Genomic DNA, 25,944 nt, shown 5'->3' on the forward strand with positions numbered 1-25,944 from the left:
GCCGGCGGGGCGCGCGGGCTGCGCCGTGCGCCCCTCTGGTCAGTTCATCCGCAAGTGCCGTTTGTAGAGCTTGCCGTTGGGGTCGCGGGGCATCTCGGCGATGAACTCCAGCGACCTGGGCCGTTTGTAGCCGGCCAGGTGCCGGGCACAGTGGGCGAGCAGCTCGGCCGCGAGCTCCTCGCCCGCCTCCCGGCCCCCGGCCGGTTCCACGACGGCCTTGACCTCCTCGCCCCAGTCCTCGTGTGGCACGCCGATGACGGCGGCGTCGGCGACGGCGGGGTGGGACAGGAGCACCGCTTCGATCTCGGCGGGGTAGATGTTGACGCCGCCGGAGATGATCAGGTCGATCTTGCGGTCGCGCAGGAAGAGGTAGCCGTCCTCGTCCAGGAAGCCGAGGTCGCCGACGGTGAAGAAGTCGCCGACGCGGCTCTCGCGGGTCTTGTCCTCGTCCTTGTGGTAGGAGAAACCGCCGGTGTCCATCCGCAGGTAGACCGTGCCGAGCCGGCCCGCGGGCAGGGGCTTTCCGTCGTCGTCGAGGACGGCGATCTCGCTGATGGGCCAGGCCTTGCCGACCGTACCGGGCTTCTTCAGCCACTCCTCGGCGGTGGCGAACGTACCGCCTCCTTCGCTGGCGGCGTAGTACTCCTCGACGCACCTCCCCCACCAGTCGATCATGGCTCGTTTGATGTGGTCCGGGCAGGGGGCGGCGCCGTGGATGGCGTGGCGCAGGGAGGAGACGTCGTAGGCGGCCCGTACGTCCTCGGGCAGCGCGAGCAGGCGGTGGAACTGCGTGGGGACCATGTGGGTGTGGGTGCAGCCGTAGGTCTCGACGAGGCGCAGCATTTCCTCGGGCGACCATCCGTCCATCACCACCAGCCGGTGCCCCAGGTGCAGGGACGCGGCGGCGAACTGGAGCACGGCCGTGTGGTAGAGCGGCGAACAGACCAGGTGGGTATGGCCGTCGAAGGGCTTGATGCCGAAGATGCCGAGGAAGCCGCCGAGGTGGGTCTCCTCGGGCGGTTTCCCGGGCAGGGGGCGGCGGACGCCGCGGGGGCGGCCGGTGGTGCCGGAGGTGTAGTTCATGACCCAGCCGAGCGTCCGGTCCTCCGGCGGGCCGTCCGGGTGTCCGCCGAGCAGCGCGGCGTAGGGGCGGAAGCCCGGGATGGCGCCGACGGCGTAGCGGCGCTCGTCCGGCAGCCCGGCCTCGTCGGCGGCTGCGATGGCCGTGTCGGCCCAGCGTTCGTGCGCGATGAGCACCTGGGCGCCGGAGTCGGCGACGATCCAGGCGATCTCGGCTGCGACGAGGTGGTGGTTGACGGGGACGAGGTAGAACCCGGCCTGGGTGGCGGCGAGATGGGCGGTGAGGAACTCGGCGCCGTTGGGCAGCACCACCGCGAAGGCGTCGCCCGGGCGCAGCCCCGCGGCGCGCAGTCCGTGGACGAGCCGGTTGGCCGCGGCGTGCAGCCGGCCGGCGCTCCAGCCCCGGCCCCCGGGCGTGACGAGCACCCGCCGCCCCGGGTCGGCGGCCGCCTGTGCCCAGAAGCCGTTGGGGATCTCGGTCATGGCGCCTCCTGGATGTCAGCCGTCTCGTCCGGCGATGCGTGCGATGCGGTCGGCCGCCCGCTCGAAGCCCGCCGTCAGCTCGTCGAAGACCTCTTGGACGCCGCGCACGGAGTCCATCCGGCCGACGATCTGGCCGACCGGTGTGCCCAGCAGCGGGGTGACCTCGTACTTCTGGATGCGCGAGAGCGCATCGGCGACCAGCAGCCCCTGCAGCGGCATGGGCAGCGGGCCGGGTCCGGCGGGATCGTCCCAGGCGTCGGTCCACGCGGTGCGCAGCTGGCGGGCGGGCTTGCCGGTGAGGGCGCGCGAGCGGACGGTGTCGCCGGAACCGGCGGCGAGCAGCTTGGCGGTCAGGGCGGGCGACAGCGGCCCGGCCTCGGTGGTGGTGAGCCAGACCGAGCCGAGCCAGACGCCCTGCGCGCCGAGGGCGAGCCCGGCGGCGATCTGTTCGCCGCTGCCGATGCCGCCCGCGGCCAGTACGGGCAGCGGGCCGACGGCCCGGACGACCTCGGGGGTGAGCACCATGGTGGCGATCTCCCCGGTGTGCCCGCCCGCTTCGTACCCCTGGGCGACGACGATGTCGACGCCGGCCTCGGCGTGGCGGACCGCGTGCCGGGCGCTCCCGGCGAGCGCGGCGACGAGCGCGCCGTGGGCGTGGGCACGGCCGATGACGTCGGCGGGCGGCGAGCCGAGGGCGTTGGCGAGCAGCGCGAAGGGGTAGTCGAAGGCGACGTCGAGCTGGCTGCGGGCCACCTCGTCCAGCCATCCGGTGATGCGCCAGCCACCGGCCTCGCCCGCGGCGAGTTCGGGCACGCCGTGCTCGGCGAGCGTGTCGTGGACGAACCGGCGGTGCGTCGCCGGGATCATCGCCTCGACATCGGCCTCGGTGACGCCCTCGACCCGGGTGGCGGGCATGACGACGTCCAGGCCCCAGGGCAGCCCGCCGGTGTGGGCCTGCATCCAGTCGAGGTCGGCGGCGAGTTCGGCGGGCGCGCGGTAGCGCACCGCGCCCAGCACGCCCAGTCCGCCGGCGCGGGTGACGGCGGCGGCGACCGCCGGGAAGGGGCTGAATCCGAAGAGGGCGTGCTCGATCCCCAGCCGTCTGCTCAGCTCGGTCCGCATGGGCGGCAGGATGCCGCAGCGGGCCGGACGAGGGAACCCGTGGAACCGGGATTTTCTGACGAGGCGTCAGATGGGCCGGGGGTGCCCGCGCGTCGAGCGGGTCTGGCGCAACGCCGCGACCTGCCGGTACAGCTCGACGGCCTCGGCGGCCCGGCCGAGCTGCTCCAGGCAGTGCGCTTCGTCGTTGCGGCTGGCGAGCGCGTCGGGGTGGTCGGCGCCCAGCACCCGCTGCCGGGCCTGCGCGACGTCGCGGTAGACGGCCAGGGCATCGGCCCACCGGCCCAGCCAGCCGAGCCCGACCGCCACCTCGCGGCGGCTGACCAGCGTGTCGGGGTGGTCGGCGCCCAGCACCCGGGTCCTGATCGCGCACACGTCGCGCGCCTCGGCCAGCGCCTCCTCCCAGCGGCCCAGGCGGCCCAGGTTGACGCCCAGGCCGTGCCGGGCGCGCAAGGTGTCGGGGTGGGCCGCACCCTGGGCGCGCGTACGGTCGTCGACGAGAGCGCGGTAGAGCGTCAGCGCCTCTGCGCTGTGCCCCAGGCGACCCAGGCAGATCCCGGCCTCGTAGCGGGCGGCCAGGGTGTCGGGGTCGTCCGGGCCGAGCACCCGGGCGCGGGCGGCCGCCACCTCGCGGTACGTGCGCAGCGCCTCGGTCCAGCGGCCCAGCTGGCCGAGGGCGTAGCCGACCTCGTAGCGGCTGACGAGCGTGTCGGGGTGGTCGGTGCCCAGCACCCGGGTGCGGGCCGCCGCCACCTCGCACGCCATGCGGTACGAGTCCTCCAGGCGCCCCAGCCTGCTGAGGCTGAAGGCGAGGTTGTGCCGGCAGCGCAGGGTGTCGGGGTCGTCGGGGCCCATCACGCGCTCGCGGACGGCGAGCACCGCGGAGTAGACCTGGTGGGCCTCGAAGTGGCGGCCGAGCTGCCCCAGGACGTAGGCGGTCTCCTGGCGGGCGGCGAGCGTCTCCGGGTGGTCGGGACCCAGCAGCCGCTCCCGGCCGGCCGCCGTGCGGGCGAACTCGCGCAGGGCGTCCGCGGGGCGGCCCAGCCTGCCGAGGGCGAAGCCGTACTCGTGGCGGCTGGCCAGGGTGTCGGGGTGGTCGGGGCCGAGCGCCTGCTCGCGCTCGGCGACGACGGCGCCGAGCACCTCGCCGGCCTCGGTCCACCGCTCCAGGCGGGCCAGCCGCAGCCCTTCGCTGTGCCGCCCGGCCAGCTCGGCCAGGAGCCCGGCGGGAGGCGGGCGTTCGGTGCCCGCGGTGTGGGGGGCGGTGGAGCGGCCCTTGTCCCACTGGCCGGTCCAGGGGCCCGTCCAGGTGCCCGTCAGGGCCGCCGACGGGTCGGGGGGCGGGTGCAGCGGGCCGGTGCCCGCGGCCTTGGAGCCGGTGGACATGTTGCGGGCCCAGCCCGGCAGCCGGGGCGGTTCGGTGAGTCGGACGGAGGTGCGTACGTACGGCCGGGGGCGGCCTTCGGGCAGGGTGCGGCGCTCGGCCGGCCCGGTGCGCCGCGAGGGCAGTCCGGCGATGCGGCGCACGAGGTCGGCGGCGTCCTCCGGCCGGTCCGCGGGGTCCTTGGCGAGCAGGTCGAGGACGACGCGCTCGAAGTACTCGGGGAGTTCGGGCCGCATCTCGCGTGGCGGCCGGGGCGGGGTGTCGCGGTGGCCGACGAGGACGGCCCAGGCGTCGTCCATGTCGAAGGGCGGGGCGCCCGTGGCGATCTCGTAGAGCACACAGCCCAGCGAGTACAGGTCGCTGCGGTGGTCGACGCCCGCTGCGCCGATCTGCTCGGGCGACATGTAGTGCGGGGTGCCCATCGCGATGCCGGTGCCGGTGAGCCGGGCGGAGAAGCCGATGTCGTGGCCCAGACGGGCGATGCCGAAGTCGCAGATCTTCACCGTGCCGTCGGTCAGCCGCACGATGTTGGCGGGCTTGAGGTCGCGGTGCACCACGTCCTGCCGGTGGGTGTAGGCGAGGGCGGCGCCGACCTGCTCGGCGATCTCGATGACCTCCGGGACGGGCAGCGGGTGCTGCTTGTTGTCCTCCAGCAGCTGGCTGAGGTTGCGGCCGTCGAGCAGCTCCATGACGAGGAAGAGCACGCCGTCGCTCTCCCCGAAGTCGTGGACGACGGTGATGCCGCGGTGCTGGAGCGAGGCGGCCACCCGGGCCTCGCGCCGGAACCGCTCGCGCAGCACCCGCAGGTACGACGGATCGTGCTGACGGCCCATCGGCTTGAGGCACTTGACGGCCACATGGCGGCCCAGCGACTCGTCGCGGGCGCGCCACACCTCGCCCATACCGCCCCGCCCGATCAGGTCGAGCAGCTCGTACCGGCCCTGGATCAGCCTGGTGTCCGCCATGCCGTGCCGCCGCCCCCGTCGATTCGCTGTGCCTCCCCCGGCCCCTCAAGTATGGCCGCCTGTCTGCGCAGCTTGTAGGCCGAGGGACGGCTGCCGGGGCCCAGCCGGGAGACCGCGCGCAGGATGTGTTTGGGCGGGAGTTGCCAGCGTATGGTCGAGGGAATGCCGCGCAGCATGGTGCCGGTGATGCGCAGGTTCCGGGTAACGGTGGCCGGGGGCGGGGCGGGCCGCCCGTACATCGCGTGGGCGTACGGGGGCAGTGCGGCGTACGCGAGGGAAGCCACACGCCCCCAGATCAGCTCGCGCGCCGGGGCGAGGGCGGGGGTGGGCACGGGCGGGCGGCGCAGGAAGGCGTCGATCTCGCGGGCCTCCGGGGTGAGGGCCAGGGCGGACCGCATCCGGTCGAAGTACGCGGCCAGCTGCACGGTGCTCGCGGGGGCGGTGTCGGGGCCGAGCCCGACGAGCCGCGCGGACGTGCGGTGTTCGGCCACATAGGCGTCGGCCTGCGCATCGGTGAGCGGCACCCCCGAGCGGCGCAGCACGTGCAGGTACGAGCCGATCTCGGCGCAGTGCACCCACAGCAGCAGTTCGGGGTCGTCGACGCCGTAGCGCTCGCCGGTCTCCGGATCGGTGGCGGTCAGCCGGCGGTGGATGCCGCGCACGGCGGCCCCCGCGCGCTCGGCCGCCTCGGTGGTGCCGTAGGTGGTGGTGCCCACGAAATTCGCGGTCCGCAGCAGGCGGCCCCAGGCATCCCGGCGGAAGTCGGAGTTCTGGATGACGCCGCGGACGGCGCGCGGGTGCAGGGCCTGGAGCCACAGGGCGCGGACGCCCGCGATCCACATCATCGGATCGCCGTGCAGCTGCCAGGTGACCGATGCGGGCCCGAAGAGCCCGGGGTCGGCTTGCGGCATGTCACCTCCCGAGGTCGGCGCGGGTCCCGGCGTCGCCGCCGGCCCATCGGCCACAAGGGTCTTCTTCCCCTTGGCCGTGGCCGTCAGGGGGGATCGTGGAAGGAGAGACGGAGAGGCGGTGACGACGGTGGATCTTCCTGTGGTGGTGGGTGCCGACGGGTCCGAGGGCAGCCTTGCGGCCGTGGAATGGGCGGCTCGGCAGGCGGTCCGCTTCCGGCTGCCCTTGCGCATCGTCCACGCGTCGCGGTGGGAACGCTACGAAGGGCCGGACGAGCTCGTCCCCGGGCAGGTCCTCGCCACCGCCGAGCAGCGCGCCCGGCAGCGCTGCCCGGACCTGGAGGTGCACGGCGTGGCGGTGCCCGACGACGCCGTCTCCGCCCTGGTGGACCAGTCGCGGCAGGCGGCGGCGCTGGTGACCGGCGCCTCGGGGCGGGGGGCGGTCAAGGAGCTGCTGCTGGGGTCGGTCGTGCTGGCCGTGGCGGGCCGGTCCCACTGCCCGGTCACGGTGGTCCGGGGAGACGAGCGCAACGTGTGGGGCGCGTCCTGGCCGGTGGTCGTCGGGGTCGGCGAAGGCGGCGAGGGGATCGCCGCCGTCCGCTTCGCCCTGCGCGAGGCCGCGGCCCGCGGCTGCGAGGTCCAGGCGGTGCGGGCCTGGCGCGCTCCCCAGCAGGTCGTGGGTCCGCTGAGCGTCCTGGACGACACCGCCCGCGCCTTCGAGGAACAGGCCAGAGCCGTCCTCGACGAGGTGCTCGGCGCGGTGCAGAGCGAGTATCCGCAGGTCACCGTCCGGCGCACGGTCCTCGAAGGACCTCCGCACCGGGTGCTGCAGTGGCCGTCGGCCGATGCCGGCCTCCTGGTGCTCGGCGCGGGCGGCCGGCACGGGCACCGGGGCCTGCAGCTGGGCCGGGTCTGCCACACGGCACTGCACCGCGCGGCCTGCCCCGTCACCGTGGTGCCGCACTCCTGAGGCGCGGCGCCCGCGGCCTGGCCTCACCGGCGCACCCTCGGCATCCCCAGGCCGATCCAGGAGATGATCTCGCGCTGGATCTCGTTGTTGCCGCCGCCGAAGGTGAAGATGACGGCGCTGCGGTAGCCGCGTTCGAGTTCGCCGTGGAGGGCGGCGCCCGCGGAGCCCTCCTTGAGCGGGCCGGCCGCGGCGAGGACCTCCATCAGCCAGGCGTGGGCGTCGCGGCGGGCCTCGGACCCGTAGACCTTGACGGCCGAGGCGTCCTGGGGGGTGAGCGTGGAGCGCTGGAGGGCGTCGACCATGCGCCAGTTGAGCAGCTTCATGGCCTCCAGCCGGACGTGGGTCCGGGCCAGCCGGCCGCGTACCCAGCCGAGGTCGATCACGCGCCGGCCGTCGGCGAGCTTGGTGGCGGCGGCCCAGCGCTGGACGTCGCGCAAGGCCCTGATCGCGGTGGTGCCGTGGGCGGCGAGGGTGACGCGCTCATGGTTGAGCTGGGTGGTGATCAGCCGCCACCCCTGGTTCTCCTCCCCCACGCGGCGGGAGAGCGGGACGCGGATGTTGTCGTAGTGGCTCGCGGTGGTGTCGTGCGAGGCGAGGGTGTTGATGAGGGTGCAGGAGTAGCCAGGGTCGCTGGTGGGGACCAGCAGGATGCTGATGCCCTTGTGGGGCGGGACCCCCTCTTCCGCGGGGGCGGTGCGCACGGCGAGCCAGACCCAGTCGGCCGTGTCGCCGTTGGTGGTCCAGATCTTCTGTCCGTTGACGAGGTAGCCGTCGCCCTCGCGGACGGCCCGGGTCGTCAGGGAGGCGAGGTCCGTGCCGGCGCCGGGCTCGCTGTAGCCGATGGCGAAGTCGATCTCGCCGGAGAGGATCCGGGGCAGGAAGTGGCTCTTCTGCTCGTCGGTACCGAACTGCATCAGGGTGGGGCCCACGGTGTTGAGCGCCATCAGGGGCAGCGGCACCCCGGCCTGGGCGGCCTCGTCGAAGAAGATGAACTGCTCCATCGGGGTCAGGCCGCTGCCCCCGTACTCCTCGGGCCAGCCCACTCCCAGACGGCCGTCCGCCCCCAGGCGGCGGATGGTGCGCCGGTAGAAGCTCTTGCGCTCGGCGGGGTCGGCGTGCCGCTCGTAGGCGCCGTCGGGCACCAGGGCCGCGAAGTACTCGCGCAGTTCGGCCCGTAACCGCTGCTGCCCCGGGGTGTATTGGAGATCCACGGTCCCTCCCAGCCTCGCCGTCCCCGCGCTGACGGCGCACACGGTAGAACGTGTTCCAGTGATTCGGAAGGCGGACGGCCGTCCGGGAACGGAAGAGCGGGCGCGGATCACCGAAGTGATCCGCGCCCGCCGCTTGCCGCGTGGGGGCCGTCAGCGGCCCGCGTGCCTGCGGTGCCGGCCGCCGGAGCCCGGCCGGGCCGGGCCGGGCACGGAGGTGGCGTGGCCGTAACGGGCCGCCTCCAGCTCGGCCCGCTCCTCGGCCAGGCCGAAGCGCTCCAGCAGCGTCAGGCGCTCCAGCCGCGGCAGCAGCCAGGCGTGCCAGACGCCGGTGACGAAGAGGATCGCGGACGTGGCGATCAGCACCGAACCGAAGGTGTCGGTCGGGTAGTGGGCGCCGATGTACATCCGGGAGAACGCCACCAGCAGGACCGCGAGGACGCCGCAGACCGCCACGGTGCGCCGGTGGCGCGTCTCGCGGAAGAGGAAGTACGCGGCGACCGCCGCGGCCACGGTGAAGGCGGTGTGGCCGCTGGGGAAGCTGTTGGAGCCGATCTCCGGGTCCAGCGAGAACTGCGTCGGCGGCCGGTGCCGGGCGACGATGGCCTTGGCGATCTGCGTGCTGTTCCAGCCGATCGCCACCACGAGGAAGGTGGACAGCGCCCGCAGCGGACGGCGCCGCACGAACAGCAGCCAGCCGCTCCACACCGCGAGGATCAGCACTCCGGCGACCGGCGACGCACAGTAGCTGACCAGCTTCATGACGGTGTTCAGCCAGCCGGTGCGGGTGTTGGTCTGGATCGTGCGGTCCAGGTCGAGGTCGTGCGGCTGGATCAGCTGGGTGTGCGCGGCGACCAGCCCGAGCACGATCGCCGCCGCGAACAGCAGGATGGAGTTGCGCAACCAGTGGCGCACGTAGGGCATGGGTGGGGCGTCCTTCGTATCGGTATGGCGGCGGCACGCGTGCCCGCGGTCTGGATGACGAGTACATGCCGCGGGTAGTAGTCACCAGCACGGCTGTACGGCAAAACTACACGCGCCGCACCGCCCGCCTCGGGGACGCCCGCCCGGAGCGCGGACGGGGCCCTTGCCGAGAGAGCCCGTCAGGGTCCCGGTCGTGACAGAGGTCACTCCATTTGCGTACGCCCCACAGGTGGTCTTCCGGCCACACGAGGGGGTGTGGTGGACGGTGCGTCCGGCCGCCATACTCTGGGCGGTGCTCTTGGGCGTGTCCGGTGGGTCAGTGCGGGTCCCGCGGCGTCTGGCGCTGGGGGCACCTCCCAGCGGTAGCTGGGGGAGCATCGCAAGACGGAGCATGACCCGCGTACTGGGCGTACTCGGGTCGTGCGACAACGCAGCGAGGTGCCGTACCAGACGCTGCGGGGCCTGTGCCGACCCACCGGACACGCCCTAGGTGCCCTGTCCGAAGCCCGTGCAGCGGGGAAGGGAGTGGGGTGGCATGTCGGATGTGACGCTCCTGGTGATGGGCAGCACCGCGATGACCCCGTGGGGCCGCGACCAGATCCGGCGGCTGAGCCGGCAGGCCCGGCGGCGCGGGGCGCGGCTGCTGGGCGCCGACACCCCGGAGAATCTGCGGGCGGCCCCGGAGGAGCAGCATTCCCTCGTCGACGACGTGGTGGAGCTGGACGTGCACGACCCCGCCGCCTGCCGCGCCTGGGCCGCCCGCACCCGGCCGCGGGTGGACGCCGTGCTCACCATCCGCGAGCTGTCCGTGCTGCCCACGGCGGTGGTCTGCGAGGAGCTCGGCCTGCGGGGCAACACCCCCGAGGCCGTCACCCTCATCCGCAACAAGGACCTGTGCCGGCAGCGGCTGCGCGAGGCCGGATTCGCGCAGCCGCTGACCGGACTGTGCAAGGACGCCGGGGACGCCGAGCGGTTCATGGACGGGACCGGGCCGGGCCCCTGGATCGTCAAGCCGCGCGACGGCCTCGCCAGCATCGGCGTCTCCCGGGTCGACCGTCCGGAGCAACTGGCCGGGGCGCTGGCGAAGTTCACCGCGCCCCCGGCGGCCATGGGCTCGCTGCCGCCCTCCCCCTACTTCCTCGTCGAGACCTACGTCGAGGGCGAGGAGTACTCCGCCGAGGGCGTCGTGACCGGCGGCGTGCCCCGCGTCCTGGCGCTGACCCGCAAGGGCATGGCGCACGGCTTCGTGGAGGTCAGCCAGCGGGTGCCGGCCGGCCTGGACCCGGCCACGGCCACGGCTGCGGGCGAGGCCGTCGCCGGGGCGCTGACCGCGGCCGGCGTACGGCACGGCGTCTTCCACGTGGAGTTCTGGGTGACCGCGGCCGGCATCGTCCTGGGCGAGCTCCACGACCGTGGCGGCGGGGACTACATCCACGCCCTCGTCGAGCACACCCGCCCGGGGCTGGAGCTCTACGGCACCCTCGTCGACGACCTGCTGGGCCTGGACGCCGGCCCGCTGCCGGGCGCCGTCGGCGCCGCCCGCGCCGAGTTCCTCGTCGCCCCGCCCGGCCGGCTGCGCGCCGTGCGCGGCTGGGACGAGCTCAGCCGGCACCCCGCCGTGATCGCCGCACACCTCCAGGTGGCGCCCGGCGACACCATCGGCGCGGCCAAGGACTCGTACACCCGCTCGGCCGTCTTCGTGGCGGGCGGCGATTCCCCCGACGACATCGACGCGCTGGTGACCGGCCTCGCGTCGGGGGTCGTCTTCGACGTCGGCTGACGAGACGGCGCGCATGCCGCGCGGCGCACCACCGGGACGAAAGGCGGACATGGACCCTTCACTGAGCAACCTGCTGTACGACGACCCGGCGCTGTACGAGGCCGTGTACCCGACATCCGAGAAAGAGATCCCCGCCATGGCCGAGCGGCTCTTCGCCGAGCACAGCCGGGCCGGGGTGCGCACGCTGCTCGACTTCGGCTGCGGGACCGGCCGGCACGTGGAGTACTTCACCGGGGCCGGCATGGACTGCGTCGGCGTCGACTACCAGGACGCCATGGTCTCCTTCGCCCGCCTGCAGCGGCCCGGGCACGACTTCCGCGTCGGCGACATGCGCACGGTCCGGCTCGGCCGGACCTTCGACGCCGTCACCTGCCTGGGCTGGGCGATCTCCAACATCCACGCCAACGAGGACCTGGCCCGGGTCGTGGCGACCTTCGCGGCGCACTCCGCACCGGGCACGCTGCTCTTCCTGCACGTGCCCAACGCCATCGCCGGCCCCGAGGGCCACGGCCTGCAGCGGCACTTCACGATCGACACGCCCGGCTTCACGGCCACCGCCGAGGCCACCTACACCCTCGAACACCGCACCCAGCTGCTGACCCGCGAGCGCGTGTGGCACATCGCGGGCCGGCCTCCGCACCGGGACCACGTGCGGTTCAGGCTGCTCTTCCCGATGGAGCTGGAACTCCTGCTGGCCGGCGGAGGGTTCACGGTGCTCGGGATGTACGACAACACCGCCGCCCGGCCCGGCGATCCGACCGGTCCCGCACTGTACGTCCTGGCCCGCTTCGACGGCGCCCGGACCGACCGCGGATCTACTGCTCCACGTTGACGGTAACGGTCTTCGGCCGCTGGTACTCGGCGAGGGCCAGCACGCTCAGGTCCGTGCCCGTGCCGGACTGTTTGCGCCCGCCGTGCGGCAGTTCGCCGGTCTGCTCCAGATGGCAGTTGACCCACACCTCACCGGCCTCGAGGGCGGTGGCCAGCCTCAGTACCTCCGAGGTGGTCCGGCCCCACACGCTGGCGGCCAGCGCGTGCGGCACGCCGTTGGCCGCGCGCACCAGCTCCTCGGGGCCGGCGACGGCCTGCACGGTCAGGACCGGGCCGAAGACTTCCTCCCGCACCGCCGGGTCGTCCTCGGGGAGATCGGCGAGGATCATGCCGGGCCGCCAGTAGCCGTCCTCCTCGCCGTCGGCCGCGGCCACCTCGGCGACGTGCCGGACGCGGGCGCGGCTGGCGCCGATGATGCCGTCGAAGCGCTTGGCCTGGTCGAGGCTGTTGAGGGGGCCGAAGTCCGTGCCCGCGCGCCGGGCCGCCATGGCGGCGGCCAGCTGCGCAACCGTCCGCTCGTAGTTCTCCCGCAGCGTCAGCACGCGGGCCGGGGCCGCGCAGCTCTGGCCCGCGTTGTAGGTGGCGGTGCGGACCAGGGTTTCGCAGGTGTGGTCCGGGGCGTCCGGCAGCACCAGGGCCGCGCAGTTGCCGCCGAGTTCCAGGCTGACCCGGCGCAGCCCCGCGCGGGCGGCGACGTCGAGGCCGCCGGTGCGGCTGCCGGTGAAGGCGATGCCGTCCACCGCCTCGTGCCCGACGAGCAGCCGGCCGGTGCCGCGGTCGCCGGGCAGCGTGGTGAGGACGTCCGGGCCGAGGGTCTCGCGCGCGTCCTCCGCGACGAGCAGCGCGCTGTCGGGGGTGGTCTCGGCGGGCTTGAGCAGCACGGTGTTCCCGGCGGCGAGGGCCGGTGCGAAGCGCCACACGGCCATCAGCAGCGGGTAGTTCCACGGCACGACGGCCGCGATCACACCAAGGGGCTCCCAGCGGACCCAGCTCTCCCGGCCCGGCAGCCGGTGCCCGCCGCCCGGGGCGAGGTCGGCGCGGACGGCGCCGGCGTAGAACCGGATGAGGTCGATGCACTGCTCGATCTCGCCGCGCGCCTCGGCGGCCGGTTTGCCGGTGCCCGCCTGTTCGGCACGTACGTACTGTTCGGCGTCGTCCTCGACGGCGGCGGCCAGGGCGAGCATCCGGCGGGACCGCTCGCCCGTGGTCAGGGCCGCCCAGGCGGGCTGGGCGGCGCGGGCCGCGGCGACGGCGGCGTCGACGCGGCCGCGGCCCGAGACCGGGAAGCCGGCCCTGGAGCGGCCGGTGCGCGGGTCGGTGAGCAGGGTGGCCGTGGCGTCGGGGGCGGTGTGGGCGTCGGGTGTCATGGCGCTGCCGTCACCGCTTCCCGTCCGCCGTGATGACGGCCGTGACGGCCGTCCACAACCGGGCACGCGCGTGGAGCGCGGCGCGCACCGCGTCGGCGCACCGCGCCCACTTGGCCGGGTCGTCCCGGCACAGGTCGACGAGCATGTGCATGGCCATGGGGGTGTGCTCGTCGGCGTCGACCTCGATGTGCCGGGCCAGGTAGTCCTTGAAGCGGGTGAGGCTGCCGTTCGGGTCCTCGATGCGGACGACCTGCTCGAACATCTCGGGGATCAGGTCTTCGCGGCCGAAGGCGAAGACGGCGGCCTGGCAGTGCACCGGTGCCGTTTCGAGGACGCTCCAGGTGGCGCTCACGAAGTCGGCGGACGGCGCGGGGACGCGCGCGGCGTCCAGGGCCTTGGCCACCGGCACGCCCTGGCGCAGCGCCTGGATGAAGGCGTCGACGGGTGCGGTGTCCGCGCCGACGTCCGCCATGCCGGCGCGGTAGAGCTCGAAGTGGCTGATGTAGCTGTCGCCGTATTCGTCGCTCTCCTCCACCAGCGTGATCTCGTTGATCAGCCGGCGGCTGGCCACGGGGCCCTCGGGGACCCAGGGCACCTCGACGCAGGTGAGTTGTCGTTGCAGGTTGGTCAGCAGCGACATGAAGTCCCAGACGGCGAAGACGTGGTGTTCCATGAAGACGCGCGTGGCCGCGGCGGTGGTGATGCTGCGGTAGAGGGGGTGGCCGATGACGCTGTTGCGGACCGGCTCGATCTGCGCCTTGAGGGCGGTCAGGCCCGGGTGGGTGACGTCGGTGTGGTACCGGGACGGTGCCATGGTCATCTGCTCCTGGGGTCGGTGCACAGCCGCGCCTGCTTCAGGTACGGGCCCGCCCGGCGGCCGCGCATGCGTGGCAGGGGCAGTGCGGGCATCCGACGTCGTGCAGGCAGGCGGGCAGCTGGGATTTCGTGTCGCAGATCAGGCAGTGCAGGTTGCCGACCTCGCTCAACACCTCTTCGTAGACGACGACTTCCATCCGGCGGTCGGATTCGACCGGCATGTGGGGCGCGCCGACGGCCAGGATCACGTGGTCCGAGATCGCGCCGACGGCATGGGAGACCGCGCCTTCGACGAGGTAGATGTCGCCCGCCTCGGTGGCGTGGACCCGTCCGTTGTAGGTGATGGTGCCCTGCCCGCCGAGTACGACGAGCACATGGTGCCCGGGGTGGGTGTGCGGCGGGAATCCGGCACCGGCGGGGAGGCGGATGATGTCGGCTCCGATGGCGCCGTTGCTGACCAGGCCCACACCGGTGGCGGCCGCGCCGTGCATCGCCACGGGGCGCTCGTCGTGCGGGATGGTGAGCGAGGTGGCCTTGTCACCGATGAGAGCGGTGGACCACCGTACGATCGAAAGGGTGTCCTGCGGTGCGTGCTGCCCGGTCACGAGCGCTCACCCGCCTCGCAGGTGGCGAAGTAGTCGGCGTTGACGGCGGTGAAGTGCTCCCATTCCGGCGGTAGTTCCTCTTCCCGGAAGATGGCGTCGACCGGGCAGACCGTGGCGCACAGGTCGCAGTCGACACATCGCTGCGGGTCGATGTACAGCTGCCGGTCCTCGGCTTCTCCCTCGATACAGTCCACGGGGCAGACGTCGACGCAGGCGCCGTCCTTGACATCGATGCAGGGTTGGGTGATGACGTACGTCACGTGCAGTCAACTCCTCACAAGCGGTGACCTTGTACGTCGCGGTGGTCGGACCGGTGCGGGGCGACCCTTTTGCCGCTCTCGCCCGTGACCGTCCCGGCGATCCCGAGGTCGGCGCATTGCGGCCCGCGCAGCCGTTTGCCGGTGCGCAGATCGAAGGTGGCCCCGTGCCAGGGGCACTCCAGGAATGTTCCGGTGATGACCCCCTGCGCCAGCGGGGCGCCACGGTGCGGGCAGCGCGCCGGCACCGTGACGGCGCAGTCGCCCAGCCGCACCGTGAAGGCGTCTTCGCCGGGCTGCTCATGGATGGTGTTGTCGGCCTCGCGCATTCCGGCTCCGCTCAGATGTCGAGATCCTTGACCTTGTCCGACCATTTCTCGTCGAAGCCGAGGCCCCTTCGGTAGGTCGCGTCCGCAATTCCCTTGGCCCATTGCGTATAGCGGTATCCGACGATCATGTCGCTCGGCCGGAAGCGGTTTTCCCGGCTGTACGTCGCACGGTTGAGCCGGACGTCCGCCAGGCCGTTCCAGTCGGTGCCGTGGTGCGCGATGGTGATGGGCAGCCGGCACGCCAGCCGGATGCCCGCCGCGGCGTGCCCGCCGTGGTTGGCGTCCTCCGCCACCGCGATGTCGGGCAGGTTGAAGCCCTGTGGCGCGAAGCGCATGACCGGCGCGTAGTTCTGCGCCTTCTTCACCGCGTTGTAGCGCATGCGCTGGGCGATGACGTTGTACATCACCACGCGGTTCGCGGCGATTCCGAAGTCCTCCGGCCGGAAGCCGTAGCGGAATCCCGTGTAGCAGAACAGGTCGGTGAACTCCATGGTCCACGGTTCGTCCAGTTTGCGGCCGAGCGGGACCGTGAAGATCGCGAGATCCACCCGGAGGTCCTGTGCATTGGCCGCCCAGTGGGCGAGTTCCTGCATGACCCGGGTCGGGCTGCTGCCCGCTTCCAGGGCGAGTTCGAGAAAGCGGTCCCATTCGTGGAGGGCGCCCGTGCGGCCGGGCGGCTCGACGCCGAGTTCGGCGTGCAAATGGGCGCAGAGGCTTTCCGGGATGCTCTGCCGGCGCCGGTAGACGGACAGGGGCAGCAGGAATTCCCGGCGCTCCCAGTTGCTGCCGTCGAAGTGCAGGCACCGCTCGTAGTCCTTTTCGACCCGGGTGCGCAGCGTGCCCAGGTGGCGGGCGAGCGCGATGAGGTCGCCGTCCGCGAGGTCCGCGGCGGGGCCGCCGTCGGGCAGCCGGGCGGCGTACTCCCGGGTCTTGCGCAGCAGGAAGAGAGCGAGGGCGGGGAAGGAGAGGAGGGACTGGTTGAGCTCCTGCAGGACGAACCCCGCCTCCTGCCAGCACCACAGCAGGGTGGCCAGGACGAGGCGCTGCTCGGGCCACTCGGCGACGTCTTCCTTGCGGCAGGCGGCGGCTTCGGCGACGACGCCGCGGTTGTCGAGGAGTGTCTCGCCGACGAGGAGGCGCACCCGTTCGATGGAGGAGATCCGGCGTTCGAAGGTGGCCAGCAGCTCGTCGCGTTCCTGCTCCGGCAGCTGCCGCCATGCGGCTCGGGCCAGGGCGGGCAGGTCCCGCAGGGCTGGCACCGGGCCGAGCCACAGGGGGTGGACCGGCTCGCGGGCGCTCCCGGCGGCCGGGGTGGCGGTGACGACCGTGCGGCCGACGACGCGGCCCGCCTCCCTCGCCGCGGGTATGTCGGCCACGGCGAGGAAGGGGGCGCCCAGCCGGACGGCGGTCGTCAGGGCGTCCAGGTCACGGGGCTCCGCGTCGGTGACGACGACGGTGTCGCCGGGCAGGTCGAGCACGTCGCCGATCCGGGTGAGGGCGGCCTTGACGTCGTCGCCGAGCGCACCGAGCCAGTGCGTCATGCGCCGCAGGGCCTCACTGACGTCGCCGTCGCGACCCAGGGCCAGGCAGAAGAGGTACCACCAGACCAAGGAGGCGCGGGCGTAGGGGACCTTGAAGTGGTACCAGAGTTGCTGGAAGCGCGAGAATTCCGCCGCCGGAATCCCGTGCGCCACGAGATCGAGAGGCCGTCCGGCGCGCTCGGCACCGGTCGCCAATCGGGTGACGACGGAGGAATCCACCAGACCCGCGGCGGCCATCCCGGACACGACAATGAGATCGCTGTCGTCGGACAGCATCCGCAGTCGCCGGAAAAGATGTCTCTCGACCTCTGCTATCTCGGTCTCGTCCGCCTCGGTGAAGTCCGGGTGGGATCGGAGCGACGTCGGTAGCGTCATGAGGCGCCTCCAGAGTGCGACTCGAGGAGTCAACGGGGCGACGAATCGTGGGGTGAGAAGCACGGCGAGCGTGGTCCGGTGCCTAAAGAATTAAGGAGACGAGAACCACACACCATAGAACTGACGCTCGATCAAGGAGATTAAAAGCGTTCAGTGGGGGTGTCAATCAACCGTCGGCGGCCTGTGTCGATTCTCCGCCATGAGATGGCTGTGCCCTGGCGTGGCGCCCCGTCATCACCGCGGGCACCGGGCGAGCGGACGGGCATCTTCTGACAGTCAGTCAGAGCGGTTCAAAGTCCGTATTTCCTGGCACCGCCATGCGATTCGAATATGCGCCGGGCAAACGGAGAATGCACCGCGGCGCCATCCTGCCACGGGCCCCGCCCCGGCCGTGTCCGAAAGAGCGGCTTCCGGCAAATGGCGACACCCCGCGGTCGGCGCACCCGTACACCCCGGACGCGAACGGCTACCCTTCGTCACCGGAGCGGGAGCGCGTTTCTCACAGGTACCACGAGGATTTCTCACGGTCACAAGAGGAAGTGGGTTGGTCGACATGGCAGATGTGACGCTCCTCGTCCTGGGTATCGCGGGCATGCCGCCCTGGGGCCAGGACCAGATCCGGCGGCTCGCCGCGCAGGCCCGGCGCCGTGGTGTGGCGCTGGTGGGTGCCGACACCCCGGACTTGCTGCACGCGGCCTCCGCGGCGGAGCTCGCCCTCTTCGACGACGTGGTCCACCTCGATGTGCACAGCCCCCAGGCGTGCCGCTCCTGGGCCGCCGCCACCAGGCCGGAGGTCGATGCGGTCGCCACCGTCCGCGAACTGTCCGTGCTGCCCGCGGCGGTCGTCGCCGAGGAGCTCGGCCTGTGCGGCAACTCCCCCGAGGCCGTCTCGCGCGTCCGCAACAAGGACCTGTGCCGTCGGCGGCTGCGCGAGGCGGGCTTCCCCCAGCCGCTGTCCGTCCTGTGCCGGGACGCCGAGGACGCCCGCCGCTTCCTGCGGGACACCGGGCCCGGCCCCTGGATCGTCAAGCCCCGGGACGGCCTCGCCAGCATCGGCGTCAGCCGGATCGACCACCCCGACCAGCTGCCCGGGGCGCTCGCCAGGCTCGCCGTGCCGTCCGGTGCCATGCCGTCGCCCGCGGCGGCCACGGGCTTCCTGATGGAGACCTTCGTCACCGGCGACGAGTACTCCGCCGAGGGGATCCTGCTGCGCGGGGTCCCCCACGTCCTCGCGCTCACCCGCAAGACCGTCACCGAGGGGTTCATCTCCACCAGCCAGCAGGTGCCGTCCGGGCTGGACGAGGCGACGGCGCGGGCCGCGGGCGACGCCGTCGCCCGCGGCCTGACGGCGGTGGGCATCACCCACGGCATCTTCCACGTCGAGCTCTGGGTGACCTCCTCGGGCATCGTCCTCGGAGAGTTCCACTGCCGCGGCGGAGGCGACTACATCCACGCACTCATCGAGCACACCCGACCGGGCCTGGAGCTCTACGGCACCCTCGTCGACGACCTGCTCGGCCGCGCCCCCGAACCGCTCCCGGCGAGCTCCGGCGCCGCGCGGGTGCAGTTCCTCTTCGCCCCGCCCGGCCGGCTGCGCGCCGTGCGCGGCTGGGAGGAGGTCATCCGGCACCCGTCGGTGCTCGCCGCACACCTGCACGTCTCCCCGGGCGACGTCATCGCCCGGCACAAGGACTCCTTCACCCGCTCGGCCGTCTTCGTCACCGGCACCGAGCGCCCCGAGGACATCGACGACCTGGTGACGTCCCTCGCCGCGCGCGTCGGCTTCGAAACCGAAGACACCGAAGACAGCACGGAAGCCAGCAACGACAGCGACGGCACCGACGAGGACGAGTCGGCGCCGGCCCCAGCCGTGTGAAGCCCGGCAGGACGGCGGCGGCCGGCCCCCACTTCGGCGGAGCCGGGGCCGGCCTCTGCGATTCCGCGCCCTCCTCTACGCCGGCGGCGTGAACGTCACGGGCAGGCTGTGGACGCCGCGCATGATGACACCGGGGCGCCAGCGCAGTTCGCCGGCCGGCACGGCGAGCGCGAGGTCCGGGAACCGGCGCAGCACGGTCCCCAGCGCGATCTGCCCTTCGAGCCGGGCCAGCGGTGCGCCCAGGCAGTAGTGGATGCCGTGGCCGAAGGCGAGGTGCGGGTTCTCGGCGCGGGTGATGTCCAGCCGGTCCGGGGCGGAAAAGCGCTCCGGATCGCGGTCGGCGGCGGCCAGGACGACGAGGACGGCCTCGCCGGAGGGGATCGTCACGCCGCCGATCTCCACCGGTTCGGTCGTATAGCGCCAGGTGGCGGTCTCCACCGGGCCGTCGTAGCGGAGGAACTCCTCCACCGCCGGGCCCAGCAGGGACTCGTCGGCCCGCAGGGCGGCGAGCTGGTCCGGGTGGGTCAGCAGCGCGATCAGGCCATTGCCGATCAGGTTGACGGTCGTCTCGTGGCCCGCCACCAACAGCAGCAGGGACATGGTCACGATCTCTTCGTCGGCGAAGTCCTCGGCACGGTCCTCGTGGCTCTCCGCGGACACCAGGGCCGAGATGAGCCCCTGGTCCGGCTCGCGGCGCTTGCGCGCCACGAACTCGGCCAGATAGCCGTGGAGTTGCTCGTACGCCCAGGCCACCTGCTGCCGCTCGTCCTCGTCCGCGGCGGTGAGCAGGGTGGACCACTTGCGGAAGGCGTCCCGGTCCGCCACCGGTATCCCGAGCAGCTCGCAGATGACGGTGATCGGGAGGGGGAAGGCGAAGCCGTCGATGAGGTCGGCCTGCCCCTTGGGCGCCAGTTCGGCCAGCAGGTCGTCCGCGATCTCCTGGATGCGCGGGCGCAGCGCCATGACGCGGCGTGAGGTGAACGCCCTGACGACGAGCTTGCGCAGCCGGGTGTGATCGGGCGGGTCGCTGTTGAGCATGCTGGACATCAGGGGGAGGTTGTCCTCCCCCTCCCCCGCGACGATGGCCTCCAGCAGCGACGCGCTCACGTTGGCGGGGTCCTTGGACAGCCGCGGATCGGTGAGCACCGCCCGGGCGTCCGCATACCGGGTGACCAGCCATACGTCGGAATACGCCGGGAAGTGCACCCGCCGCACGCCTCCCGACTCACGCAAACCGGCATAGAACTTATATGGGTTCGCCCGGAATGAGGGATCGAACATTTCGAATGTCAGGTCCTCAGGCAATTCCACTCCTCGGTTCGTTGCCATGCACATGCGTCCACCATCATGAATTCGGCAGCATGATGCCGTGCTGACTCGTCGCTGACTTTGAACGGCGGTCCGGGAGCAATCCGGGCGTGAAATCACCTGCGGCCGTGGCCGGTTCGGCCCGCTCATTACCTCGCATGTAATCGACAAGAGGTGGGAGGCAGTCCAATGTGGAACCCGTACTTACCGTCGGCTCGTCCCGCGCACGCCGGGGCGGCCGTACTCTGCATGAGTTCCCTGGAGCATCCGGATGACCACTGAGGCAAACCCGCTGCCCGTGGCGGACAGGCAAGAAGCCGCCGCCGGCCCCTCATGGGGGGCATTGGCAGTTGTCCTGGTCGGCACCTTTATCACCGTTCTTGACTATTTCATCGTCAACGTGGCCATTCCCGCGATCCAGTCGGATCTGCATGCGAGCTCGGCACAGTCGCAGGGCGTCATCATCGGCTACGGGCTCGCCTTCACCGGCGGCATGATCACCGGGGGCCGCCTCGGGGATCTCTACGGCCGGCGGCGCATGTACGAGCTGGGCATCGCCGTCTTCACCGTCGCCTCGGCCGCCTGTGGCTTCGCGCCGTCCGCGGGCTTCCTGATCGGCGCCCGCATCGTGCAGGGGCTGGCCGCCGCCCTGCTGGTGCCGCAGGTGCTCGGCATCCTCACCTCCACCTACACCGGCGAGCGGCGCGGGCGGGCCTTCAACGTCTACGGGCTGACGATCGGTTTCGCCAGCGTCTTCGGGCAGTTGATCGGCGGTGTGCTGATCACCGTGGACATCGCCGGGCTCGGCTGGCGGAGCATCTTCCTCATCAACATCGTGGTGGGCGCGGTGGCGGTGGTCCTGACCCGGCGCCTGGTGCCCGAGTCCCGGGGCGAGGGCGAGGCCCGGCTGGACGTCCCCGGCGCGATCCTGGTCACCGCGGGCCTGCTCGCCGTCACCCTGCCGCTCATCGTGGGCCACGAGCACAACTGGCCGTGGTGGGGCTGGGTGTCCATGGCCGCGTCCGTCCCGCTGCTCGGGGGCTTCGTCGCCCAGCAGCGGCGCCTCGGCAACGCGGGCCGCGCACCCCTGATTCACCTGGGGCTCTTCCGCGAGCGGGTGTTCTCCGTCGGCCTGTTCGCCGTGCTGCTCTACTTCATGGCCATGGGCTCGTTCTTCCTGGTGCTCGCCCTCTACCTCCAGCAGGGCCGGGGCTACTCCGCGCTCGAATCCGGGCTGATCTTCAGCGCCCTGAGCGTCGGCTACTTCCTGTCCTCCCTGCGCTCGGGGCGGCTGGCCCAGCGGCTCGGCCGGCAGCTCGTCGCCCTCGGGGGCATCGCTGTCGCGGTCGGCTACACCCTGGCGGGGCTGACGGTGTCGCACATCGGCATCAGCGGCGGCATCGGCTGGCTGATCCCCTCGCTGCTGGTCGCCGGCGTCGGCATGGGCATGGTGACCGGCCCGCTCACCAACGCCGTGCTGACGGGCGTCGTGCCCGACCACGCGGCGGCCGCTTCCGGGGCCCTGTCCACCATGCAGGAGGGCGGCGCCGCCCTGGGCGTGGCCGTGGTGGGCACCGTGTTCTATCCGGCACTGACCGAGGGACGGCTGGAGAGCTATGCGCACGCATTCAGTCTCGGTGTGATTCCGCTGGTCTGTTTCTCGGTGGTCGTCGCGGTGGCCGTCCAGTTCTTCCCCCGGCCCGCCAAGCAATAGGCTCGGGAAAAGCGCAACACGGCGGACGACCGCCGGCCGGGGCCCCGCGGACAATTCGCCGCGGGGCCCCGGCCGTTGTCCCGTCCGTTACTCATCAGGGCCTCGTCAGGACCCCGCCGCCATAGTGGAGCCAGTGCCATGGATCCAGTGCCGCCGAAGGGATTCTCATGACGGAAACCGACGTATCGTTGCCCGAATGGCCGCTCAAGCGCACCTGCCCGTTCTCACCGCCGCCGGATTTCCGGGACCTGCGCGACGGGCCGCCCCGGCTCGTCCGGCACCGCGGGGGCCTCGCCTGGCTCATTTCCCGCCACGAGGACGTACGCCAGGCCCTGGCGGACCCGCGGATGAGCTCGGACGACCAGCAGCCGAACTTCCCGCACCGGATCATGGTCCCGCCGTGGCCCAGGATCAACTCCTTCTGGCGCATGGACCAGCCCGAGCACGGCCGGCTCCGGCACATGGTCATGCCGGAGTTCACCGCCCGCCGCACCCGTGAGATGCGCCCCCTGGTGCGGGAGCTGGTGGACGAACTCCTCGACCAGATGGCCGACCTGCCCCGGCCCGTCGACTTCGCCACCGCGTTCGCCGTCCAGCTGCCGTGCCTGGTCATCGCGCGCATCTTCGGCGTCCCGGACGAGGACATCGCCTTCTTCAAGCAGCAGAGCGCGCTGATCCTCGCCCAGGACCGCGGCCCCGAGGTGCCGCTGGCCGCCTACCAGGCGATGTCCGACTACCTGGGCGAGCTCGCCCGCGCCAAGGCCCGCCGCCCCGGGGACGACCTGATCAGCCGGCTGGCCGTCGAGTACGGCGCCGCCGGCGAGCTCACCCACGACGACCTCGTCGGCATCGTCCGGCTGATGATCATCGCCGGTCACGAGACGACCGCCAACCTCCTGGGCCTGACCGTCCTGGCCCTCCTGCGCCACCCCGCCCAGCTCGCCGAACTGCGCGCCGACGCGGGGCTGGTGCACCAGGTCATCGAGGAGGCGCTGCGCTACTGGTCGATCTCCCAGGACAACATCGTCCGGGTGGCCGCCGAGGACCTGAGCATCGGCGGCGCCGACATCGCCAAGGGGGACGGGGTGATCATCTCCATCCCCAGTGCGAACCACGACGAGAGCGAATACCCCGACCCCGGACGCTTCGACATCCACCGGGACACCAAGAACCACGTGGCGTTCGGGCTCGGCCCGCACTACTGCCCCGGCGCCCCGCTCGCCCGGCTGGAGCTGGAGATCGCCCTCCCCGCCCTCTTCGAGCGGTTCCCCGGCCTGCGCCTGGCGAAGGACGTCGAGGAGCTGAGCTTCCGCGAGGGGGCGCTCGTCTACGCGGTGGACGGCATGCTGCTGACCTGGTGACGGCCGCGGGCCGCAACACCAGCGGGCACCGCCCGGCCGGGATGGCCGGGCGGTGCCCGTACGCGGCTCATTCGCGTCGTCCGCGGGCGATCAACTGCTTTGGTTGAGAAGGCAATAGCTATACTCGCTCAAGTGACGGTCATCGATACGAGCACGCAAGCAGCCACTCAGGTAGGGCCGTTATTGCGGGAGTGGCGCCAGCGGCGCAAGCTGAGCCAGGCGGAGCTCGCCCTGTGCGCCGACACCTCGGCGCGTCACATCAGCTTCATCGAGACGGGGCGCTCCCGGCCGGGCCGCGACCTCCTGCAGCGGCTCGCCGACCGGCTCCAGGTGCCGATGCGCCAGCGCAACACCCTGCTGGTGGCCGCCGGGTACGCGCCCGTCTACCGCGAGACGGCGCTGGACGCCCCTCGGATGAGGATCATCAAAGAGGCCGTCGACCGGGTGCTCTGCATGCACTCGCCCTTCCCCGCCCTGGCCGTCGACGCCGACGAGAACATCATGGCGATGAACCGGGGGGCCGAGCTGCTCCTCGAAGAGGCCGCCGACCCGGCCCTGCTGGTCCCGCCGGTCAATGTGATGCGCGTGTCCCTGCACCCCGCGGGCCTGGTCCGCCACGTCGACAACGCCGAGGAGTGGCGCGGGCATCTGCTGGGCCGCCTCTACCGGCAGGCGGTGTACTCCGGGCGCACGAGCCTGCGCGATCTGTACGAGGAGGTGGCGGGCTATGTGATGCCGGAGGAGGGGCCCTGCCACGAGCTCGCCGACAGCATCGTGTCGACGCTGTGCATGCGCGCCTTCGGCACCCGGCTCAAGCTGTTCAGCACCATCACCACGTTCGGGGCCACCACGGACATCACCGTCGCCGAGCTGTCGCTGGAGACCCTCCATCCGGCCGACGACCACACGGCGGCGGTGTTCCAGCGTCTGGTGCCGCCTCTGACCGGCCACGCTCCGACGCCGGGCAGGCGGCCGATGGCGGAGCACAGCGCCTGACCGTCAGGGGAGTTCGAGGATCTCCACCACGGCGGCCGAGAAGCCGAACCCGGGCCCGGACCCGACGAGCAGGACGATGTCCCCCGGTGCCACGGCCCCCTGCTGAACGAGATGGTGCAGGCCGGCGTACTGGTCTCCGGCGCCCAGGTGCCCGACGGTGCGCCCGTATTCCCACAGGCTCTGCTTCTCGGAGAAACCCAGCACGTCGTAGTTCTCGCCCTGGCCGCCTCCCCGGTGCATGAAGGGCACCACGGCCCGGCGTATGTCGCCGGTGCCGAGCCCCGCCTCGGAGAGGGCCTGCCAGACGACCTTCACCAGCCCCGCCTCGTACCGCTCCCAGGAGCCGGCCGCCTCGGGCGTGCTCGCGTGCTGGGCGCCGCGCTCCAGCAGGGCCACCGGGCACTCCTGGCCCGGCATGGAGCGGAACGGCGCCGCCCCGCGCAGCCACGGCTCCAGGGAATTGTCCGCGCCGACGGCCGTGGAGAGGATCCGGGCGAAGCCCGCCCTGCTGGAGAGCGTCAGCGCGGTGCCTGCATCGCCGAGGATCATATTGAGCTGCATGTTCCAGCGGTCCAGCATCGGCGGGGCGAAATGGTCCCCGGTGGTCAGCAGCGCCTCGGAGGCAAATCCTGCGAGCAGGTAGGAGGTGGCCAGGTGCAGCGCCCCCATTCCGCTGTTGCAATTCCGGCCGATGTCCACGGGGAACGCGGCACGGCCCACCGTCCGGTTCGCGACATAGGCCGACGGGGTCCACAGGTCGATTCCCTGGAACCAGCAGCTGCTGTGCAGCACGAGGCCGAACTCCTCGGCCGGCACCCCCGACCACCGCACGGCTTCCGTGCCCGCATTGACGGCCATCTCCGGCCCGGCGACGCCCTCGGCCACCGCGATCGACTCATAGCCGAGATCCTGGTGCGCCGCATCCACCACCCCCGATTCCACCGCTTGTGCCAGGGGGACCAGCGGGGGAAGCCAGACAGCGGTACTCGCTATGTAGACCGGGCGGTTGCAGAGCACGTTTCACCTTCTCGGAATTTCACGCCGGGGAGGGCGAGGGGGGCGGAATGACGGCGGACGCGGCGCCGACGGGGGTACGGCGCCGCGTCCTGGAGGGCTCGTATCAGGCGGGAACCTTGTCGATGAACTGGTAGTCGCGCACGATGCGGCCGTCCTCACCGAGGGTGAAGAACTGGGTGCCGATCGAGGCGGCTTCGCCGCCGGCCGGCGGCACCATGTCCCAGGTGAACCTCACGGCATCGTGGTTGACATCCACCTGCGCCACCGTGAAGACGAAGTCGCCGTTCTTGACGAACTGCTCGTAGGCCTCCACCACCGCCGACTCGATCTCCTTGTGCCCGGAGAACTCGGCGCCCTGGTTGGCATACACGGCGTTTTCCGCCCAGATCTCGGCGATACCCCGGCGGCGGAGTTCCGCGTCCGCCTCGTTCCACACCGCGACATACCGCTCCACGAAATCCTCGATCTTGGTCAAGAGTTGTTCCTTTCAGGACACATCGAACGATGACGAAAGAACCGGGACGGCACCGCCCCGACGCCTCCGAGCCTTTCACCGTCCGGCGTCGCCTGTCGATTACCTGAACAGTAATGGCGCACACGCCAAGAGGGGCCTAACGTCCAAAGAAACGGGGGTGATCGAGTGACGCCATTGCGAGCGGCCTTGACTGCTTCCCCATGCCCATCTCTCCCGCCACCCACACACCGCCGTGCAGTTCTAGACGAAGGCAAT

At 72.1% G+C, this 25,944-nt stretch carries 21 protein-coding genes and 1 pseudogene; 7 read left to right on the plus strand and 15 right to left on the minus strand.

What is annotated here, in order from left to right; genetic code table 11:
* Window positions 1–39 precede the first annotated feature (39 nt).
* The 4 genes from FHS39_RS13200 to FHS39_RS13215 form a co-directional block, all read right to left on the minus strand.
* Entirely contained in the window at window positions 40–1,563 is a 1,524-nt protein-coding gene (locus FHS39_RS13200) for an acyl-CoA synthetase (RefSeq protein ID WP_184349508.1), read from the minus strand.
* Window positions 1,564–1,578: 15 nt separating this feature from the next.
* Window positions 1,579–2,685 carry an NAD(P)H-dependent flavin oxidoreductase gene (locus FHS39_RS13205; protein ID WP_184349509.1) on the minus strand — a complete coding sequence of 369 codons (1,107 nt, stop codon included), beginning with the start codon at window positions 2,683–2,685 and terminating at the stop codon, window positions 1,579–1,581.
* 66 nt (window positions 2,686–2,751) lie between these two features.
* Entirely contained in the window at window positions 2,752–5,031 is a 2,280-nt protein-coding gene (locus FHS39_RS13210) for a serine/threonine-protein kinase (protein ID WP_184349510.1), read from the minus strand.
* Window positions 5,013–5,942, minus strand: a complete 930-nt coding sequence (locus FHS39_RS13215) for an oxygenase MpaB family protein (protein ID WP_184349511.1) — start codon at window positions 5,940–5,942, stop codon at window positions 5,013–5,015. The genes FHS39_RS13210 and FHS39_RS13215 overlap by 19 nt, the downstream gene beginning before the upstream one ends.
* 118 nt (window positions 5,943–6,060) lie before the next feature.
* On the opposite strand from FHS39_RS13215, the gene FHS39_RS13220 reads away from it, so the two are divergent.
* The gene (locus tag FHS39_RS13220) at window positions 6,061–6,909 is read left to right on the plus strand and encodes a universal stress protein (protein ID WP_343069551.1); all 849 of its coding nucleotides are present in this window, start codon (window positions 6,061–6,063) and stop codon (window positions 6,907–6,909) included.
* A 23-nt stretch (window positions 6,910–6,932) separates the two neighbouring features.
* Here FHS39_RS13220 and FHS39_RS13225 read toward each other — a convergent pair whose 3' ends face one another.
* Together FHS39_RS13225 and FHS39_RS13230 are read right to left on the minus strand one after the other, a co-directional pair.
* A complete protein-coding gene (locus tag FHS39_RS13225) occupies window positions 6,933–8,120 on the minus strand; it encodes an acyl-CoA dehydrogenase family protein (RefSeq protein WP_184349513.1) in 1,188 nt (395 codons plus the stop codon).
* A 150-nt stretch (window positions 8,121–8,270) separates the two neighbouring features.
* Complete coding sequence (locus FHS39_RS13230) at window positions 8,271–9,041, minus strand: phosphatase PAP2 family protein (RefSeq protein WP_184349514.1); 771 nt, start codon at window positions 9,039–9,041, stop codon at window positions 8,271–8,273.
* Window positions 9,042–9,576: 535 nt separating this feature from the next.
* On the opposite strand from FHS39_RS13230, the gene FHS39_RS13235 reads away from it, so the two are divergent.
* Window positions 9,577–10,821, plus strand: a complete 1,245-nt coding sequence (locus FHS39_RS13235; RefSeq protein ID WP_184349515.1) for an ATP-grasp domain-containing protein — start codon at window positions 9,577–9,579, stop codon at window positions 10,819–10,821.
* A 136-nt stretch (window positions 10,822–10,957) separates the two neighbouring features.
* Window positions 10,958–11,653, plus strand: coding sequence for a class I SAM-dependent methyltransferase (locus FHS39_RS13240; protein WP_425507781.1), 696 nt, complete (start codon window positions 10,958–10,960; stop codon window positions 11,651–11,653).
* A gap of 64 nt (window positions 11,654–11,717) precedes the next feature.
* Here the strand turns inward: FHS39_RS13240 and FHS39_RS13245 are convergent.
* The 6 genes and pseudogenes from FHS39_RS13245 to FHS39_RS13270 form a co-directional block, all read right to left on the minus strand.
* Window positions 11,718–13,019, minus strand: a pseudogene (locus tag FHS39_RS13245) (aldehyde dehydrogenase family protein); the annotation flags it as partial.
* Between the two features lie 10 nt (window positions 13,020–13,029).
* The gene (locus FHS39_RS13250) at window positions 13,030–13,833 is read right to left on the minus strand and encodes a DUF3050 domain-containing protein (protein WP_184349518.1); all 804 of its coding nucleotides are present in this window, start codon (window positions 13,831–13,833) and stop codon (window positions 13,030–13,032) included.
* Between the two features lie 40 nt (window positions 13,834–13,873).
* Window positions 13,874–14,440 carry a cupin domain-containing protein gene (locus FHS39_RS13255; RefSeq protein WP_343069553.1) on the minus strand — a complete coding sequence of 189 codons (567 nt, stop codon included), beginning with the start codon at window positions 14,438–14,440 and terminating at the stop codon, window positions 13,874–13,876.
* Complete coding sequence (locus FHS39_RS25725) at window positions 14,437–14,700, minus strand: 4Fe-4S binding protein (RefSeq protein ID WP_184349519.1); 264 nt, start codon at window positions 14,698–14,700, stop codon at window positions 14,437–14,439. Before FHS39_RS25725 ends, FHS39_RS13255 begins: the two co-directional genes overlap by 4 nt.
* Window positions 14,701–14,714: 14 nt before the next feature.
* A complete protein-coding gene (locus tag FHS39_RS13265) occupies window positions 14,715–15,026 on the minus strand; it encodes a Rieske (2Fe-2S) protein (RefSeq protein WP_184349520.1) in 312 nt (103 codons plus the stop codon).
* A gap of 11 nt (window positions 15,027–15,037) precedes the next feature.
* Window positions 15,038–16,942, minus strand: coding sequence for a hypothetical protein (locus tag FHS39_RS13270; RefSeq protein ID WP_184349521.1), 1,905 nt, complete (start codon window positions 16,940–16,942; stop codon window positions 15,038–15,040).
* Window positions 16,943–17,495: 553 nt separating this feature from the next.
* On the opposite strand from FHS39_RS13270, the gene FHS39_RS13275 reads away from it, so the two are divergent.
* Entirely contained in the window at window positions 17,496–18,818 is a 1,323-nt protein-coding gene (locus FHS39_RS13275; protein ID WP_184349522.1) for an ATP-grasp domain-containing protein, read from the plus strand.
* Between the two features lie 75 nt (window positions 18,819–18,893).
* On the opposite strand, the gene FHS39_RS13280 is transcribed toward FHS39_RS13275, so the two are convergent.
* Entirely contained in the window at window positions 18,894–20,051 is a 1,158-nt protein-coding gene (locus tag FHS39_RS13280) for a cytochrome P450 family protein (RefSeq protein ID WP_246470179.1), read from the minus strand.
* Window positions 20,052–20,397: 346 nt separating this feature from the next.
* On the opposite strand from FHS39_RS13280, the gene FHS39_RS13285 reads away from it, so the two are divergent.
* The 3 genes from FHS39_RS13285 (at window position 20,398) to FHS39_RS13295 (ending at window position 24,197) form a co-directional block, all read left to right on the plus strand.
* Window positions 20,398–21,840 (plus strand): MFS transporter, encoded by a 1,443-nt coding sequence (locus FHS39_RS13285; protein ID WP_184349524.1) that lies wholly within the window; start codon window positions 20,398–20,400, stop codon window positions 21,838–21,840.
* A 167-nt stretch (window positions 21,841–22,007) separates the two neighbouring features.
* The gene (locus FHS39_RS13290; protein ID WP_184349525.1) at window positions 22,008–23,201 is read left to right on the plus strand and encodes a cytochrome P450; all 1,194 of its coding nucleotides are present in this window, start codon (window positions 22,008–22,010) and stop codon (window positions 23,199–23,201) included.
* A 132-nt stretch (window positions 23,202–23,333) separates the two neighbouring features.
* The gene (locus FHS39_RS13295) at window positions 23,334–24,197 is read left to right on the plus strand and encodes a helix-turn-helix domain-containing protein (RefSeq protein ID WP_343069555.1); all 864 of its coding nucleotides are present in this window, start codon (window positions 23,334–23,336) and stop codon (window positions 24,195–24,197) included.
* 3 nt (window positions 24,198–24,200) lie between these two features.
* Here FHS39_RS13295 and FHS39_RS13300 read toward each other — a convergent pair whose 3' ends face one another.
* On the minus strand, window positions 24,201–25,214 hold the full coding sequence (locus tag FHS39_RS13300; RefSeq protein WP_184349526.1) for a 3-oxoacyl-[acyl-carrier-protein] synthase III C-terminal domain-containing protein: 1,014 nt from the start codon (window positions 25,212–25,214) through the stop codon (window positions 24,201–24,203).
* A 103-nt stretch (window positions 25,215–25,317) separates the two neighbouring features.
* Entirely contained in the window at window positions 25,318–25,689 is a 372-nt protein-coding gene (locus FHS39_RS13305) for a nuclear transport factor 2 family protein (protein ID WP_184349527.1), read from the minus strand.
* Window positions 25,690–25,944 lie beyond the last annotated feature (255 nt).

The organism is Streptomyces olivoverticillatus (assembly GCF_014203555.1).
Lineage (GTDB): Bacteria > Actinomycetota > Actinomycetes > Streptomycetales > Streptomycetaceae > Streptomyces > Streptomyces olivoverticillatus.

Excerpts from the sequence above, each read along its gene's own strand:
- FHS39_RS13210 (WP_184349510.1), bottom strand. The coding sequence starts at position 5,031 with ATGGCGGACACCAGGCTGATCCAGGGCCGGTACGAGCTGCTCGACCTG.
- FHS39_RS13265 (WP_184349520.1), bottom strand. The coding sequence starts at position 15,026 with ATGCGCGAGGCCGACAACACCATCCATGAGCAGCCCGGCGAAGACGCC.
- FHS39_RS13235 (WP_184349515.1), top strand. The coding sequence starts at position 9,577 with ATGTCGGATGTGACGCTCCTGGTGATGGGCAGCACCGCGATGACCCCG.
- FHS39_RS13200 (WP_184349508.1), bottom strand. The coding sequence starts at position 1,563 with ATGACCGAGATCCCCAACGGCTTCTGGGCACAGGCGGCCGCCGACCCG.
- FHS39_RS13275 (WP_184349522.1), top strand. The coding sequence starts at position 17,496 with ATGGCAGATGTGACGCTCCTCGTCCTGGGTATCGCGGGCATGCCGCCC.
- FHS39_RS13250 (WP_184349518.1), bottom strand. The coding sequence starts at position 13,833 with ATGGCACCGTCCCGGTACCACACCGACGTCACCCACCCGGGCCTGACC.
- FHS39_RS13285 (WP_184349524.1), top strand. The coding sequence starts at position 20,398 with ATGACCACTGAGGCAAACCCGCTGCCCGTGGCGGACAGGCAAGAAGCC.
- FHS39_RS13270 (WP_184349521.1), bottom strand. The coding sequence starts at position 16,942 with ATGACGCTACCGACGTCGCTCCGATCCCACCCGGACTTCACCGAGGCG.
- FHS39_RS13215 (WP_184349511.1), bottom strand. The coding sequence starts at position 5,942 with ATGCCGCAAGCCGACCCCGGGCTCTTCGGGCCCGCATCGGTCACCTGG.
- FHS39_RS13290 (WP_184349525.1), top strand. The coding sequence starts at position 22,008 with ATGACGGAAACCGACGTATCGTTGCCCGAATGGCCGCTCAAGCGCACC.
- FHS39_RS13240 (WP_425507781.1), top strand. The coding sequence starts at position 10,958 with ATGGCCGAGCGGCTCTTCGCCGAGCACAGCCGGGCCGGGGTGCGCACG.
- FHS39_RS13205 (WP_184349509.1), bottom strand. The coding sequence starts at position 2,685 with ATGCGGACCGAGCTGAGCAGACGGCTGGGGATCGAGCACGCCCTCTTC.
- FHS39_RS13230 (WP_184349514.1), bottom strand. The coding sequence starts at position 9,041 with ATGCCCTACGTGCGCCACTGGTTGCGCAACTCCATCCTGCTGTTCGCG.